The organism is Mycoplasmopsis hyopharyngis (assembly GCF_045276885.1).
In the GTDB taxonomy this organism is placed as follows: domain Bacteria; phylum Bacillota_I; class Bacilli_A; order Mycoplasmatales; family Metamycoplasmataceae; genus Mycoplasmopsis; species Mycoplasmopsis hyopharyngis.
The window spans coordinates 743191-759165 of record NZ_CP174164.1 but is presented as its reverse complement, the minus strand read 5'-3'; the positions used below and the strand labels follow the sequence as shown (position 1 = coordinate 759165).

The following is a 15975-nucleotide window of genomic DNA, read 5'->3' as shown; positions in this document are numbered from 1 at the left end:
CCCCTATTTATTAATGTCCAATTTTGAATAAAAATTTAAGATTTTTATAAACTCTATCAGTGAATTTTTCAATTGTTAAACCTTTTAGTCCCGCCATATAGTTTGCTGTATGAATTACATAATTAGAAAAGTTGATTTTGCCTCTTTTGTGAGCAGGTGATAAATATGGAGCATCAGTTTCGGTTAATATTCTATCAATTGGTAATCATTGGACAACTTCAATTAAATTTGTATTTTTGTAGGTGATGGTGCCGGAAAAACTAAAATAACATCCTAGTTCATAGAATTTTTTAGCTCAATCTAAATCACCACTAAAAGTATGGATCATAAAGGTTACATCTTTGTGGTATTTTTTGATTATTTCATATAAGTCATTATATGAATCACGCATATGAACAACAACTGGTAAGTTGTATTTTTTAGCCACTTCTATTTGTGAAACGAATGATTCGATTTGTTTGTTTTTGTTGTATCCTTCGTAATAATAGTCTAATCCGATTTCTCCGATACCTTTTACTTTGGCAGTTATTTGTTTTTCTACAGTTGATCCATCTATAGCGCCATTAGATTCGTTTGGATGAATTCCAATGACAGCATAAGTAAAATTAAACTTTTCAACTAAGTTAGTTACTTCTAGATTTTCCTTTTCATTACAACCGGTGACCATCATTATTGAAACACCTTTTTTATGTGCGGTTTCAATAACTTGCTCATTGTTTGGATAGTATTCTAAAAGAGGATGGGTATGAGCATCCACATATTTGATTGAAGACATATTTGCTCCTTAAATTAGTATTTTTTAGAAATAGTTCTAGTTGAAAAGAAAGTTTTGTAATATGCTTCATTAGCCACAATTCCTAAATACATAAAGTATGTTAAAAAACTAATGAACATAGCAACATACATAAAAGTACCAATAATTCCGTATTTACCATAATCAATTAATGAAGTTAAGGTACCAAAGATTCCGATAAAAATTACATTAGGAATAGTAGTTATTAATATTCCTGGATTAACCATTGATCAAGAAAGCTTAAATGCTGGTGAAAAAATATATAGCAAACCAATTCCTAAATACATTATTAAAAATAAGTAAATTAAAAAGGAAGTATAAAAGAAAATATTTTTTCCAATTGTAGAAGTGATGTTTTTATTAAAAGCATCATAAATAAAGATGTAAAACGTTGAGGTAACAAAAAGATATAAAATGATTCCAATAACTATTAGCATTCCTTTTGTCCGGTTTTTTAATCAACTTCCTAGATTATTGTGGTCGTAAATATAGTTTTGTGAATATATAAATTTACCAAAACCAGAAGAAGCTAATCAAATTGAAGAAAAAAGAAGAATTGCAATAGTTGCATAAGTTGCAGCATTACCTAAAGAGTTTATACCTTTGCTTAAATTAATCAAGCTAGAAACCCCAGGTAAAATCTTGTTGATGATTTCTTCAACAAAGATTTTTTCATAATTAGGAATTATCGAAAGTAAAAATATTAATAAGGTGATAATTGGCACGAAAGAAATTAAAAAATAAAAAGCAGTAGAGTAAGGAATAAAACCAAAATCTTTGGAATTAAATTTTTTAAAAGTTCGATCAATTAATTCGTTAGTTTTAGTTTTGTTTTTTAAAACAACTTTGGAAATAACCATTCACAAAATTATTTTGATGAAAAATTTGATTAATTTTTCAAAAAATAAAAACTTTTGAGTTTGCTTTTTGACAACATTTTTTCCAAATCAGGCATTTTTTAAATCTTTTTGCCGTTTTTTTCTAATTTTCTTTTGTTGTCAAAAAGGAACTATTTGATATTTATCATTCCTTATTTTCATTTCTGCCTCATATTAATTTTAAATATTTTTTAATGCTTCTATAACTAAATCATTAGTAATGGTTGGGTTTACTTGACCATTAGAAATTTTCATTATATTGCCTAAAATTTGTTTAATTGCTCTATCTGGTCTTTGTTTGTAATCTTGAATTAAGTTAGGATTTTCTTTTAAAGTTTGCTCTATAAAACTTTTAATAATTTTTGGATCTGAAATTTGTTGTAAATTGTTTTCTTTGATTAATTTAAGTAAATCACTATCAAAATCAGGTAAAAGTGTTATTAACTTTTTAAATGATTTACTTGAAATAGTTTCTTGGCCTAATAATTGTAATGCTTGTTCAAAATAAGTATTTTTAATGTTTAATGCTTGAACTTCAACATTTTTTGAATTAGCCAATGAAACCACTTCAGCAAAAAATAGTTTAGCTAATTTTTCCCTGTCAGCATATTTTATTGAATCAAAATAGTTTGAAAGTTCAATGTTGTTTAACAAACTATTAGCAAAGATTGTAGGAATATTTTCCTTTTGATATCTTTGTTTTTTTTCTCAAGGTAATTCATCAATTTTGACTTGATTAATAAAATCATTGCTTAATTTAATAAATGGAATATTAGGCTCTGGGAAGTATTTATAATCAATTGCTGAAGTTTTAGTTCTCATTAAAATGTTACTTTGAGATGCTTCATCAAATCTTTTGGTTTGTTGTAGGATTTTTTCATTTCTTAATAATTTTTCTTTTTGTCAATTGATTTCAAATTCAATCGCAGTTTTAATTGCTCTAAAACTATTAAGGTTTTTAATTTCAATTTTAGTTCCTAAAACTTTTGAACCAATAGGTCTTATTGAAACATTTAGATCCGCTCTTAATGAACCTTGTTCCATTTTTGCATTAGAAATTCCTAGTGTCAAAGCAACTTTTCTTATTGCATCTACATAAGCAACTGCTTCATCAGCAGAATGAATTTCTGGTTGAGAAACTATCTCAATTAATGGAACTCCAGCACGATTAAAATCTAATTGAGTTTCTTGATCATGGTGTTGTCTAGCAGTATCTTCTTCTAAATGTATACGTTCAATATTGATGATTTTTTCACTGTCATTTAAGTCAATTTTTATTTGCCCATTTTGCCCAATTGGTCTATAAAATTGGGTAATTTGAAAACCTTTTGGTAAATCAGTATAAAAATAATTTTTACGATCAAAGTGCAATTCATTATCAATTTTCATATTTAATGCTTTAGCTAATTTAACACCAAAAATTACTGCTTGTCTATTAACCAAAGGTAAAGTTCCTGGGTATGCTAAGTCAATTTGGTGTGCGCATGTATTTGGTGCTGCATTAAAATCAATAGGTGCAGGAGAAAACATTTTAGTTTTAGTATTTAATTCTAAATGGATTTCAATTCCAATAGTTGTTTCAAAATTATTCATATGAATCCTCCTTTAAAAATTCTTCTAATCATAAAGCATATGATAAAAGCTTTTGGTCAGTATAAATTAATGAATCTATTGAAAGGTTAACAAATAGATCTTTATGTTTAATTCAAGGAAGTGATAAAGAAGGATTACCAGTTAAATTAGCACCAGTTAAAATGTAGTCCATATAGCCATATTTTTCTTTGCTTGAAAATAAAGGAGCTTCGGTTGCTGAACAAGGGAAAATCAAAATATCATACTTTTGTTGTATTTTTTCAAAATATTCTTTGATTAGTCTTCTAACTTTTTGAGCTTTTATAAATATTTCTTCTTGATTTTCTGAATGTAGAAAATAAGCACCTAAAGTAAGTCTTCTTTGAACCATATTTCCAAAATGCTTACTTCTTGATTTGGTCATAATATCTGCTCAATTGTTTGAATTTTCTTGTTTTGAAAATGTAATTCCATTTAAGTTTGCCAAGTTAGAAGATGCTTCAGAATAAGAAATAATGTCATAAACAGGTTTAATAGCAAACAATAAATCTTCATTAGGTTTAATTAAATCAACTTCAATTTCTTGCTTTTGTAAATTGTTAATTAATTTATTGTAGTTGCTTTGAACAAAAGGTTTTAAAAAACCTAAATCGAATAAAGCAATCTTTTTTGGTTTTTTAGTTTCAATATTGTTAATTGGAACTTCTAAAGAAGTAAAATCTTTTTGATCAACTCCATATAAGGTTTGAGAAAGCAAAGCAATATCATTAACATTATGAGCAAAATATGCAACAGTATCTAAACTTGAAGCATAAGAAAATAGTCCGTATCTACTAATAGCACCATAACTTGGTTTAAAACCAACTTTGCCTCAAAATGAAGCTGGTAATCTAACACTATCACCCGTATCTGAAGCTAAAGCAAAACTAATATTATCACTTAGAGTTGCAATAGAACCAGAAGAAGAACCTCCAGCATATCTATTTGGATCAACTTTATGGTGAATTAAACCGTAAGCACTATAAGTACCTGTTCCACCTAATGCAAGTTCATCACAATTAACTTTTGCTACAGGAATTGCTCCTGAATCGATTATTTTTTGTACAGCTGTGGCATTGTAATAGGGGTTAAAATTTTCTAATATTTTTGAAGAAGCATTAGTAATAGCATCTTTAGTGGCAAAATTTTGTTTAATTGTAAAAATAGCTTTATCTAGTGTTTTGTTTTCGTTTGTAGGATTGTAATTAGCGTTTGGATAAACAAATGAGACTGCATTATTATTGTCATTTAATAACTCTTTTTGAGCTTTTTGAAAATCACCTAGAACTTTTAATTTCATTATTTAACCACCTTATCAGGAACAATTATATAATCATCATTTTTTTGACTAGCATTAGCTAAAATTTCATTTTTTGAAATTGATCAAGACATATCAGGAAAATCTTGTCTTAAAAAATCAACTTTTGGTTGTTCATTAATATGACTTAAAGGTTTAACGTTAGTAATGTCAATTTTATTTAATGATTTAAAATCCTTTTGTAAATTTTGTCAGTCTTTTAAAATTCCTTCAATTACTTCGTCAGTTGGATTTAACATTATTGAACTTACAATTTCGATTAACTTTTCTTTTGTAATTTTTTTCATATTTGTTCCTTAAAATTAATTTCAATCTTTTGGTTCTGCTTGAAATTCTTTATTACTTAAATAATTTAGTTCTTGGTTGTTGATATTTTGATTAAATTTTAATTTAAAACAATGTAAATATAAACGATTACTTGAAATTCCATTGTATTTAGTGTCCCCATATATTGGATAACCTAATCAAGCGGCAGTTGCTCTAATTTGATGTTTTCTACCGGTGATGATTTGAGCGTAAACGGTAGAGTTTTGACTAAAAAAGATAGTAGAAGCTTCTTTACCAAAATTCGAATCAATAGGATAAACTAATACACTTTTTTGGTTGTCTTGAATTAAAATTCGATTCTTGATTTCTTTATTAAAAGGCAAAGGAAAATCGTTTTTTAAAATATAAGTTTTTTCAAATGATTTATTTTCTTGTAAAAATCTCAATGTAGAATAATTCTTAGCATAAACCACTAAACCACTAGTTTCCTTATCTAGTCTTCCGATGTGAGAAGGTTTAAAAGTTAATTTAGGATCGACTTTTAAATATTCTAAAACTTGGAAATCTAGACAATTTTTAAATCCATGCATTGAAATATCATTTGGTTTATTAACTATCAAAATATTTTGATCTTCGTAAATGATTTGCAAAATATCAAAATTGTTGTTTACTTTTTGTATGTTTGGCTGTTGTTCATAATGGCAATAAAAGATGATTTCATCATTTTCTTGAAGAATCATCTTTTTATCATTTGTACGTACATTGTTAACTTTAATTTCTTTTGAACGAAACATCTTTTCTATCTTTGAAATAGGTAAATTAGGAAAAATTTTTAAACTAATTTTATATAAAGTTCTTCCTTGATCGTTTTGGTTGCAAGTATATTTAAACATATCTTTATGTACATAAAGGTGCAAACTTATGCACCTTTATACCTATTTTATTCTTGTCTTTGACTATCAAAAAGATTGAAATCTTCTGCTTCGTTTTCAGTTCCATCTACAAAATTAAATTCAGTTAATTTTGGTAATTCAGCTAAAGACTTAATTTTAAAATAATCATAAAATTTGTTGGTTATACCATAGAGAATTGGATTTCCAGGTGTAGGTGAAATACCCACTTCTTCAACCATTCCCTTTGCTAATAATGAGTTTAAAACTTGTTCACTAGCAACTCCTCTAATGTTGTTAATCATTGAACGAGTTACTGGTTGTCTATAAGCAACAATTCCTACAACTTCAATAGCAGCACTTGATAATCTTTGTTTTTTAACTACTTGAACCATTTTGGTAATGTATTCTTTGTATGTTTCTCTAGTAGCTAATTTATAAACATCATTAAAGTTAACAACTTTAAGAGCACCTTCTTTTTCATTGTATTCTTTGTAAAAGTCATTCATTACTTTTCTTGCTTCAGCAATTGTTTGTAAATTGAATATTTCTTTAACTTGATTTAATGTCAAACCTTCATCACCTTGTACATAAAGTAAAGCTTCTAATATTTTATTTTTCATATTCTGGTCCTTTGGTAAATGTTATGATACCGTATTGTTCTTTTTGGTTAATTATGATTTCTTGTTTTTTTGAAAGTTCTAAAACTGCGATAAGTGTAATAACAAAATGGTTTAAAGAAGGAACAGTAAATATTTCTTCAAAAGTTACTTCTTTTTTATTTTTGAACAAGCTTCTAATAAATGGAATTTGATCTTTTGGGGTTAAAGTAAAAGTTTCTAATTTTGATTGTCGTAAATGATTTGCATAAGTTCTTTCAAACATTTGACGTAATACTTTGATTAAAGTAATTGGGTTAGAATTTCCATCTAATTTTGTAGGATCATTTTCAACTAAAAATTCTTCAACGTTGCTTGGCGATTTAATAAAGATATTTTTACGATCTAACTCGTTGTTTTTTAACACTCCAGCAATTTCTTTAAATTGTTGATATTCAGCCAATCTAGCTAAAATTGCTCTTTTATCTTCTTCTATTTCTGGTTTTTCTTCTGGTGTATATAGAAGCATTCTAGTTTTTAATTGCAACAATGTTGCTGCCATAACTAAATAATCACCCGCTATGTCTATATCTTGTTCCTGGATACTTTGGATAATTGCTAAATACTTAGTAGCTAAGTCAGCAAGGTCTATATCCATAATGTTGATATTTTTGTCTTGTACTAAACTTAATAATAAATCAAGAGGTCCATCAAAGTTTTCTAGTTTAATATCAAAACGTTTATCATCTGTTTCATAAATATTTTTCATATTTTCCTTTTAATGTGCCCAAGGCTACTAATTTTTTTGTTCTTTTAAGTTTTCTAATTCATTAGCAATTAAACCTTTAACTTTTTCTGCTAAAAATTTAGTGTCCATTGAAAGAAAATTATTTGGTTTAATTTGTGGTAAAAATTTAACGGTAATTGGTAATTTTTTGCTTCTTTTTTTGTTTAGAGCATCTCTTGTGTCTGTGATAGCAACAGGAATAATAGGAAGATATTCTTTTAATGCTACTTTAAAAGCCCCGGGTTTAAATTCACCTAAGCCATCTTCATAAATTCTTGCTCCTTCTGGGAAGATAACTCCAAATCTTTGATAGTCTTTGATGAATTTACCAAATTCGTTTAAAGATGCTAAGGAAGCTCTAATATTATTTCGATCAATGTAAATGGTATCAAGCAAGGAAAGAACATTTTTAGTAGTTTTACTTTTTTGTAATTCACTCTTTGCTAAAAAGCAAGGCATTTTGTTTGGTATTCCTTCACTTTTTCTTTTAGATTCTAGTGCTGCTAAAACTAAAATAGCATCGATATTAGATTTATGATTAGGTATCAATAAAACAGGCCCATTATTTGGTAAATTTTCATACCCTTCAACATTTAGTTTTATATTGAATCACTTAATAAGTTTTTTAGAATATTTTAAAAGCAAATCATTTCTTTCCATTGGGAATAAACCATCAGGATTTCTTTTATAACTTTTTGCTTTTCACATCAATCTTAGTCATTTTCAAACAAAAGAAGGTCATAGAAAAATCATTTTAGCATTAAAATTCATCTTTCTCCTTATTAGAATTGCTTAGTCATCAAAGTCTATTATTAATATAATTAATATTAATTTTATATATTATTTTAAATTTTTATATTTTTTTATGCTTTAACTTCGATTTTTGTACATTAATAATTATGATAAACAAAAATAAAGGAATGCTATTAGAAAGCATAATAAATAAAACAATTAACTTTTACCAAATGAACAAAATTGCATATATTGAAAAAAAGAATTTAAATATTACATTTAAAAAATTGGTAACAAACGCTAACAATGTTATTACTGTTAAAGACGGAATCATTAGCAGCAAAAGCACTGTGGATTACATAGGATGCTACAAAGGTAGATTTATTGCTTTTGAAGCTAAAACTACAAATCAAAATACCTTACCTAATGCTAATATTAAAATTCATCAAATAGACTATTTAAAGAAAATTGCAGATAATGGAGGGTTAGCATTTTTTATTGTCTATTTTGAAAATCAAAATAAGTTTTTTATGATTGACATTTATGATTTTCTAAATAAAAATAAAACACCTCTTTGTTATGAAGAGGTGCAAAACATAGGAAAGGAAATTGAAATTGAATATCCGGGAATGATAAATTTCATTCAATTTTTAGATATTAAAAATTAACTATTTCTCTTAAATATTTAGAAGGTGTATATTTAACAACACGTTTTTCAGGAACAACAATTTGATCCTTACTTTCGATAAAAGGATTAATAGTTGTTCTTCCTTTTTTAACTTTAACTTCAAAAGTTCCTAAAATAGAAAGTTGAACTTTTATTTCAGCAATTAATTTTTCTTTCAAAATGAACACAAAGTTGTCAAAAAATTCATCTACAACTCTTACAGGAACATCCATTCTTTCAGCAACTTCAATAAAAAATTCTTTTTTAGTCATTGTTTCGACTTTGAATTTTCTTTTTGCTTCTTCTTTTAATTCTTCTTCTGTTGGTTCATTAGAAGTTTCAACTGGTGATGACATCGCTTCGTTAACAACCACATTTTCTTCTGTAACTGTGCTTTCATCAGCATCTGTTGAGAAAACTAATTCTTCTTGTTCGTCAAACATAAATACCCCTTTGTATTTTTCTATTTTTAACCTATTTATAGAATAAAAAAATAAATTTAATAACTTTAATTATATTGTTTTTTAAAGAAAAAAATTATTTTTTTATATCGCAAAATAAATCGAAGAGGTTAGCAAAAAAAGTAGGTTTTTTGTATTTTTTTTATTGCTTTTTCTAACTAATAAAATAATTGGTTAATTTTTAAACAAATTAATTTCAAAGAAATTTATTTAGTACATACATATAAACATTTTCAGTATTAATGAAGTTAAGATTGGTAATTGAATAATGTGTTTTATTTTTTTAAACTATATTAAATTAGATAGTTAACAGCTTTATCTAAATTTGATTGAGTGCGGAAACTTTGGAAAAAACACGGAAAAACTTTGGAAAAAACACGGAAAAACTTTGGAAAAAACACGGAAAAACTTTGGAAAAAACACGGAAAAAGTATATAATGAACAGTAGAATTTTGTTTTTAAATAAAGAAAGAAATATATGGAATATATCAAAAGAATTGTTGATAAAAAAATTGAAGAGTATTTAAAAATATTTAAAACACTATACATAAAAGGCCCAAAATGATGTGGAAAAACAACAACAGCCAAGCATCACAGTAAAAGTGTTTTTATAGTTGATAATGAAAAAGCTAATTTAAATTATGAAATTTTTAAACAAGAGGCATTAAATGGTGGAGAAAAACCTAGATTAATTGATGAATGACAAAATATGCCTCAAATTTGAGATGATGTAAGATTCAAAGTTGATAGTCTTCAAACAACAGGAAATTATATTTTAACCGGTTCTGTCACACCAAATCGAAAAAATGTTCATCATAGTGGAATTGGTAGAATTGTTTCTCTTAATTTGAGAACACTTACTTTATATGAAATGGGAATTTCGACAGGACAATTGTCATTAATTAGTCTGTTTAATGAAAATATAAATCAAATTATAAAAAGAGATGAAAGTTTAACTAAAGAAACTATTGCTAAATTAATAATTACTGGTGGATGACCAGAAGCATATGAAACTATAAAAAATATTGAGAAAAATAGTTCTAACATTACATTATTTTCAAAAAAATATGTAGAAATGTTGGTTAATGAAGAATTAGAAAAAATTTTCTTAAAACCTAGTTCTGTAACTAAATGTAAAAGACTATTAATTTCATTAGCAAGAAATGATAATACATTAGTTACAAACAAAACATTAATGGAAGATGTAAATATAATAGAAGGTTCAATTTCCGATAAGACAGTAAACGAATACATTGAACAATTAAATACTTTAATGATATTTGACAACATTATGCCATATTCGCCTACTATAAAAAGTAGAAATGGCTTAATTCAAAGTCCGAAAAAAAGATTTATAGACCCCACATTGTCTTGTGCTTTGCTACAAATTAATCATAAAAAATTACTAGATGAACCAAGAACATTAGGCACACTTTTTGAATCAATGGTATATAGAGATCTAAAAGTATATTGTGAAGCTAATGATATAAAAATGACTTACTATAGAGACAAGTTTAATGAAATAGATGCAATATTAGAATTAGAAAATGAATGAGCAGCTATAGAAATAAAGTTAGGAGAAAAACAATTCGATGATGATGCTGTTAAATTAATCAAAGCATGCAATATCGTGTCTACTTTAAATGGTAAAAAACCTAAATTTATAGCCATCATTACTGGTTATGGAAAAGAAATTTATATAAGAAAAGATAATGTATATGTCATTCCTATTTCTATGTTAAAAGACTAACTTTTAAAATATCAAGTGTATTTGGGCTCTTGATGTTTTTTTATTTTTGGAGCCAAAAATAAAAACCAACCTTTTGCAAGGTTGGACATCTATAAGCCACGTTCTGTACCTTTTCAGGTGTCAACAATTTATCTAATTTTTCAATTTTTTATTGTGGTTATTATTCCCACTCTAAAATTCCCCTACCAAAATTTGGGTTTCTAGCTCATGGAGTTTACCGCGTTTCACAATTCTCGTCTCTGTGGCACTAGTCGTCTTTGCCTGAGTTTATTGGACTCAGCATGAACACTACTTCCATTCCAGGAAGTGCTAGCGTGGACTTTCCTCTATAAAAATATAGCTGTTGACCGATGCATACTTATAATATCACATTATTTTTATTTTTTTGGCTGCTCAAGTCAATTAATGTACATATATAAGTGTGAGATGATTTTCTAAAAAACAATTATGAGTTATTTTAATTATTTTATTTTCAACTATAGTTACTTCATCAACTATATTTTTTTCTACAAAGTTTAGTTCACAATTTAAGAAAAACCATAATAGTCAATTAGAAGAATTTATCACAATAAAAATCAATGGTTATGTAGATTACCCAGGTAGTTATAGTTTTAAAAAAGGTGTTACCTACAAAGAAGTTTTACAAAAAGCGGGTTATAACAAAAATTCGGATTTATCAGAATTTGATCTAGAAAAAAGAATTGACAAAAATTTGAAAATATTTGTAAAAGCAATTCAAAGCAACAAAATAAAATGAAAAGAACTTAATGATGAAAAGGAATTAATAGCAAGAGGAATTACCAAAAGTATTGCTAGCAAAATCATTAATTTAAGAAAGGCAAAAGTTTCTATTGAATGAACTGATTTGGAAGATATTTCAGGAATTGGACCAAAAACACTTGAAAAACTAAAAAAGATATTAATATTGTAAGTCCAATATTTATGACTTTGATGATTCCTATATTAATCTTTTTGATTATTGAGAATCAAAATATTACTTTTAGAATTAGCTTTACATTATTATTACTTGGTTTGCTAGTAACACTTTTAATTTTGTCTTTGAAAACATTTTTAATTTCTATAAGCATTTTGACAATTTTTTTATTAGTTTTTTGGTTCGTAAAAAGCAAGCCTATTGAACATCAACAAGAGTTAGTTGAATTAAGAGGAACTATTTTAAAAGTTGAAGAAAAATTTTTGGTTCTTTCGACTAAAAAATTTGGCAATGTTTTAATTTGGAAATCAAAAATAAATGTGGTTTTGCAAAAATCTGATTTTGTTGTTTTAGAAGCTAATATCAAAAATATAGATGCTAACGACTTTGGTAATTTTTATTTAGTAAATAAAATAAATGGAGTATTAGACAAAATTAAAGTTATTGAGTTTAAACTTTGTAAGTATAATCTTGATAGCGCGATTAACAATTTTGCTAATCGTCAAGAACATTTTTTTCAAAAGTATTTTATGTTATTTTTATTTTCTAAAAGTAATGATTTCAATGACACAAAAGAAACGGCTAAGTCTTTAAATATTTTACATTTAATAGCAATTTCAGGAATGCATTTTAATTGCTTGAAATGAGCTTTTGATCATATCTTTTTTTGAATTAAAAACAAGAAACAACAAGCAGCAATAACTAATGGATTTTTGTTTTTTTACTTATTGTTGTTAAACAATTTTATATCCGGATTAAGAGCTTTTATTATGATAGTTTTTAAATCATTTGATAAAAAAGAAAAAATGAAAATCTTAGATTCTTGAGTTATTTCATTGTTTGTTGTTTTTGTCCTAAATCCTTACTATGTTTTTTCATTTTCAACAATTTTAAGTTTTACTTTTTCGCTTATTACTCTTTTTTTAGGTAGAATATGTAAAAATAATATAGAAAATAAGGTATATAGATTTTTAACATTTTCATTCTTAACTTGTTTATTTTCACTTCCGTTTAGTATTTATTTAAATCAAAAAATGAATCTGTTTAGTTTATTTTGAATAATGATATACACCCCAATTTTTCAAGGTGTTTTTCTGATTTCATTCTTCTTTTTCTTTAATACACCGATGCTCAATTTCATTTATTTTGCTTTAGACAAGATGCTTATTTTTAGTAATCATATTAGTTTATTTATCAATAATATTTATGTTAAAAAAGAGGTAGTTTTTCTTTATTATTTAGCATTAATTTTAATGCTTACAATGTCATCAGAAATATTATTAAAAAATACAAAAAAAATAAGTATTCGCATTAAAAATATATAATAAGACTATGTTTATTTTATTTGGCGAAGAACATTTTTTTATAAAAAATAAAGTAGAAGAAATTAAACAAAAATATTCCAATTATTTAATTGTTAATTTTAACTTTTCAAACAACTTTGATGAGTTAATAGAAACAATGAATGCGCAAAATTTATTTCATAATAAAAAATTGATTTTTATTAAAAATTTCCCTTTTTTTTATAAAAAGATAGATAAGGAAAATGAAAAAAACATAACAGAATTAATCCAAATTATTGAAACAAACAATAATAATGAATTAATTTTCATTGCAAATGAATTAAGTGACGAAAGCAAAGTTAATCAAAATATTTTGACCAAATATTTATTTTCAAAAAATAATTTAAATATTTTTAAAAGTCCTAAGCTTTCAACTTCTGATATAACAAATGAAATTATTAGACTAGTAAAAAATAAGGAAGGCTCAATATCATTGTCAAATGCAATGTTGTTGCAAAGTATGTTGCCTAATGATTTAATGATTATTGATGATGAAATTAATAAATTGTTATTGTTAAATAAAAACATAACAAAAACAATGATTGAAAATTCAGTTAGCAAACATTATGTGGATGATGTTTTTGGATTTTCTAACGCAGTTGATTCGAACGATTTTTTCTCAATTTGAAAAAAATATTTAGAAAAATTAAGTTTTGAAACTGAAATTTCATATTTAATTAGTCAAATAATAAATTCTTTTTTGATTGCTCAAAAAATATTTTTTTATCTAGAAAATAAGAAATCATTAGAAGAAATAGCACAAGAAACTAATTTGAATCTATATAGAGTTAAAAAAATATATACAGTGTTGAAAAAATTTGGAATTTTCAGAGTACGGAACATCATTAAGTTTTTAGCTGATTTAGATTTTGAAATAAAAACAGGAAAAACTTTACCTAAAATTGGTTTTGAACATTTTTTAATTAAATTTTTTGCTTAATATTACTTAATTAATAGAGGAAGAAAATGAATAAACAGCCTTTATCAACAAAAACAAAAATTTTGATAATCGTTTCTTCAATAATTATTTTTGCCCTTACGGCAGGTTTGGGTTATTTTTTATGAACCTATCGTGATATTTTTAAGTCTAATCACGATACTTATGAAGTAATAGGTAAAATTCAATTAAGAAAAGAATTAGAAAAATTTAAATTACCAGAACTAGAATATAAAAACGCTCCTCATTTGAAAGATAATGAAGAGTACAAACAAAAAATGTCATTTGTATGAGATGAAAAAAATGATGACAAACATTTTTCTTATGCTGATGTTGATCAAAATATTTTAGTATTTAAAGATCCAATAACAAATATTAAATTTAAAGACTATTCATATGGAAAAGATGAAAACGGTAAAAGATTTTATCTTGGAAAAGTAGGTCTTAAATATTTAGCTAATCAATTTCACAATAAAGTTTCTTTTGGACCAGAAGTTAATTTCCTAAATGGTATAAATATCAATGATTTTAGATTATTGAATTTCAATGTTAAAGGTATTTATATACCAAATGTGCAAGAAATGTATATAAACACTTCATCGTTTGCTGAAAGAAATTTATCAGTTAGAGATAAAGTTATAGCAATAATGCCGACAGTTTTTCATGAATATATGCATCATTGAGCAACTTGTTATGCAGAAATAGCATCTAATAAAAATAATGATTTATATAATACTTATTATTTTAAAAATAATGACTACAACGCTTCAACAGCAAGTAAAAATTATTGGAATCCTTATTTTTATCAAAACTTTCTTTCTAATTTAAATTACTTAGACTTTACAAATGACCCTAATGCATTAAAAATTATTAACAATAAAAACATTTACCAAACACTATCACAAAAAGAATTGTTTTTAGCAAGCAACAAGATTGAAAATGAAGCGATAGCAGCAAGAACTAAATTACATTCAAGACAAAAATTTATGTTTGGTTCTACTTATTCGCTTCAATCAAAAGACATTCCTTACTACTTTTCATTAGCAGAATTGATACCAAGAGAATGACAAAAAAATGCATATATCCCATATTTTTTGTTAGATAAAAAAGATAAATATGAAGTTATTGATTTTGAAAAAAATAAAATCCTATTTTCTTGAGCAGGAGCATACTTTGCGCAAAAAAGTTTTTACAAAAAATTTGAAGGTTTTTCAAACGCAGAAGATTGAGCAAAAGTTTATGACATTGGAATAGGCTTTTCAAATGGCGGAGTTAGCTTAATAGATAATAATTCTTTTAACAAAAATTCATTATATGCTAACAATATTTATGGTGGCAATCTATTAACCAAAACACCTGCTAGACCATTAAAATATGAACCTAAAAAAGATCAATTTTTAGAAACAATGAGAAACACAATGGGATTTGGAAAAACAATTTCTCAAATATATTCAAAAATTGAATATAGATGAATTTTTGATGAAAACAATGAAGGACAAAATGTTTGAGTTGATGATAAGAAATTATTAAATACCATTGCTTTTTCAGGTTTTTTAGAAGAAAAATTTAAAAACGCAAAAGCTATTGTTTTAAAAAACACAAATAATAAAAATGTGCCTTTAAAAATTCATAAACAATCTATATACAACTTTAATATAAGAAAAAATTTAACATCAAATGAACACGAAGATTTTGATTTTAAAAAAATTATTCCTTACTATACAGATTATGAAAATACTGATGGACTTTTAACATCGATAAAATTAAATGAAAAAATTGGTATTTGAGTAGATAACAACAATGATGATAAAATGGATGATGAAGAAATTGTTTATAAAGGTATTTCCATTTTTGACAAAAGAGACATTACTACTAAAAGATCTATTTGACATTTTAAAAATGAGTTAGATGAACAAAACAACAAAAATTCTTGAAGATCAAAACCAACATTTGTTGTTGAACCTAATTTAGAAGGTGAATTAATTTTAAGTAAGGACTACCTATAAAA

16 protein-coding genes and 1 other RNA gene are annotated in these 15975 nt (G+C 25.6%); 6 read left to right on the top strand and 11 right to left on the bottom strand.

Annotation, left to right across the window (positions count from 1 at the left end):
• Positions 1–10: 10 nt before the first annotated feature.
• The 9 genes from ACJA25_RS03160 to ACJA25_RS03120 are packed head-to-tail and all read right to left on the bottom strand — an operon-like array spanning position 11 to position 7914.
• Complete coding sequence (locus ACJA25_RS03160; protein ID WP_406615288.1) at positions 11–775, bottom strand: TatD family hydrolase; 765 nt, start codon at positions 773–775, stop codon at positions 11–13.
• A gap of 14 nt (positions 776–789) precedes the next feature.
• Entirely contained in the window at positions 790–1833 is a 1044-nt protein-coding gene (locus ACJA25_RS03155; protein ID WP_406615286.1) for a YihY/virulence factor BrkB family protein, read from the bottom strand.
• An 18-nt stretch (positions 1834–1851) separates the two neighbouring features.
• The gene (gene gatB / locus ACJA25_RS03150) at positions 1852–3264 is read right to left on the bottom strand and encodes an Asp-tRNA(Asn)/Glu-tRNA(Gln) amidotransferase subunit GatB (RefSeq protein ID WP_406615284.1); all 1413 of its coding nucleotides are present in this window, start codon (positions 3262–3264) and stop codon (positions 1852–1854) included.
• Complete coding sequence (locus ACJA25_RS03145) at positions 3257–4582, bottom strand: amidase family protein (protein ID WP_406615282.1); 1326 nt, start codon at positions 4580–4582, stop codon at positions 3257–3259. The genes gatB and ACJA25_RS03145 overlap by 8 nt, the downstream gene beginning before the upstream one ends.
• Complete coding sequence (locus ACJA25_RS03140; RefSeq protein ID WP_406615280.1) at positions 4582–4887, bottom strand: Asp-tRNA(Asn)/Glu-tRNA(Gln) amidotransferase subunit GatC; 306 nt, start codon at positions 4885–4887, stop codon at positions 4582–4584. Before ACJA25_RS03140 ends, ACJA25_RS03145 begins: the two co-directional genes overlap by 1 nt.
• A 15-nt stretch (positions 4888–4902) precedes the next feature.
• Positions 4903–5760 carry a pseudouridine synthase gene (locus ACJA25_RS03135; RefSeq protein ID WP_406615278.1) on the bottom strand — a complete coding sequence of 286 codons (858 nt, stop codon included), beginning with the start codon at positions 5758–5760 and terminating at the stop codon, positions 4903–4905.
• Positions 5761–5807: 47 nt separating this feature from the next.
• Positions 5808–6380: an SMC-Scp complex subunit ScpB gene (scpB, locus tag ACJA25_RS03130; protein WP_406615276.1), complete on the bottom strand. Its 573-nt coding sequence runs from the start codon at positions 6378–6380 to the stop codon at positions 5808–5810.
• Positions 6370–7125: a segregation/condensation protein A gene (locus ACJA25_RS03125; protein WP_406615274.1), complete on the bottom strand. Its 756-nt coding sequence runs from the start codon at positions 7123–7125 to the stop codon at positions 6370–6372. The genes scpB and ACJA25_RS03125 overlap by 11 nt, the downstream gene beginning before the upstream one ends.
• A gap of 27 nt (positions 7126–7152) precedes the next feature.
• On the bottom strand, positions 7153–7914 hold the full coding sequence (locus ACJA25_RS03120) for a lysophospholipid acyltransferase family protein (protein ID WP_406615272.1): 762 nt from the start codon (positions 7912–7914) through the stop codon (positions 7153–7155).
• 128 nt (positions 7915–8042) lie between these two features.
• Here ACJA25_RS03120 and recU point away from each other — a divergent pair, with 128 nt between their 5' ends.
• Positions 8043–8543 (top strand): Holliday junction resolvase RecU, encoded by a 501-nt coding sequence (gene recU, locus ACJA25_RS03115; protein WP_406615270.1) that lies wholly within the window; start codon positions 8043–8045, stop codon positions 8541–8543.
• On the opposite strand, the gene ACJA25_RS03110 is transcribed toward recU, so the two are convergent.
• Positions 8533–8814, bottom strand: a complete 282-nt coding sequence (locus tag ACJA25_RS03110) for an HU family DNA-binding protein (protein WP_406616195.1) — start codon at positions 8812–8814, stop codon at positions 8533–8535. The genes recU and ACJA25_RS03110 overlap by 11 nt on opposite strands.
• 667 nt (positions 8815–9481) lie before the next feature.
• On the opposite strand from ACJA25_RS03110, the gene ACJA25_RS03105 reads away from it, so the two are divergent.
• Positions 9482–10753, top strand: coding sequence for an ATP-binding protein (locus tag ACJA25_RS03105; protein WP_406615268.1), 1272 nt, complete (start codon positions 9482–9484; stop codon positions 10751–10753).
• Between the two features lie 87 nt (positions 10754–10840).
• On the opposite strand, the gene rnpB is transcribed toward ACJA25_RS03105, so the two are convergent.
• Positions 10841–11108: RNase P RNA component class B (gene rnpB, locus ACJA25_RS03100), an RNA gene on the bottom strand.
• Between the two features lie 66 nt (positions 11109–11174).
• On the opposite strand from rnpB, the gene ACJA25_RS03095 reads away from it, so the two are divergent.
• Genes ACJA25_RS03095 through ACJA25_RS03080 form a run of 4 tightly spaced genes read left to right on the top strand, consistent with a single transcriptional unit; the run spans position 11175 to position 15973 of the window.
• Positions 11175–11684, top strand: coding sequence for an MAG0490 family ComEA-like DNA-binding protein (locus tag ACJA25_RS03095; protein WP_406615266.1), 510 nt, complete (start codon positions 11175–11177; stop codon positions 11682–11684).
• Complete coding sequence (locus ACJA25_RS03090; RefSeq protein WP_406615264.1) at positions 11609–13012, top strand: MAG0480 family ComEC-like protein; 1404 nt, start codon at positions 11609–11611, stop codon at positions 13010–13012. Before ACJA25_RS03095 ends, ACJA25_RS03090 begins: the two co-directional genes overlap by 76 nt.
• A 7-nt stretch (positions 13013–13019) precedes the next feature.
• Positions 13020–13970 carry a DNA polymerase III subunit delta gene (gene holA / locus ACJA25_RS03085; protein WP_406615262.1) on the top strand — a complete coding sequence of 317 codons (951 nt, stop codon included), beginning with the start codon at positions 13020–13022 and terminating at the stop codon, positions 13968–13970.
• Between the two features lie 26 nt (positions 13971–13996).
• The gene (locus ACJA25_RS03080; RefSeq protein ID WP_406615260.1) at positions 13997–15973 is read left to right on the top strand and encodes an MYPU_1760 family metalloprotease; all 1977 of its coding nucleotides are present in this window, start codon (positions 13997–13999) and stop codon (positions 15971–15973) included.
• The last annotated feature ends 2 nt before the right edge of the window (positions 15974–15975 follow it).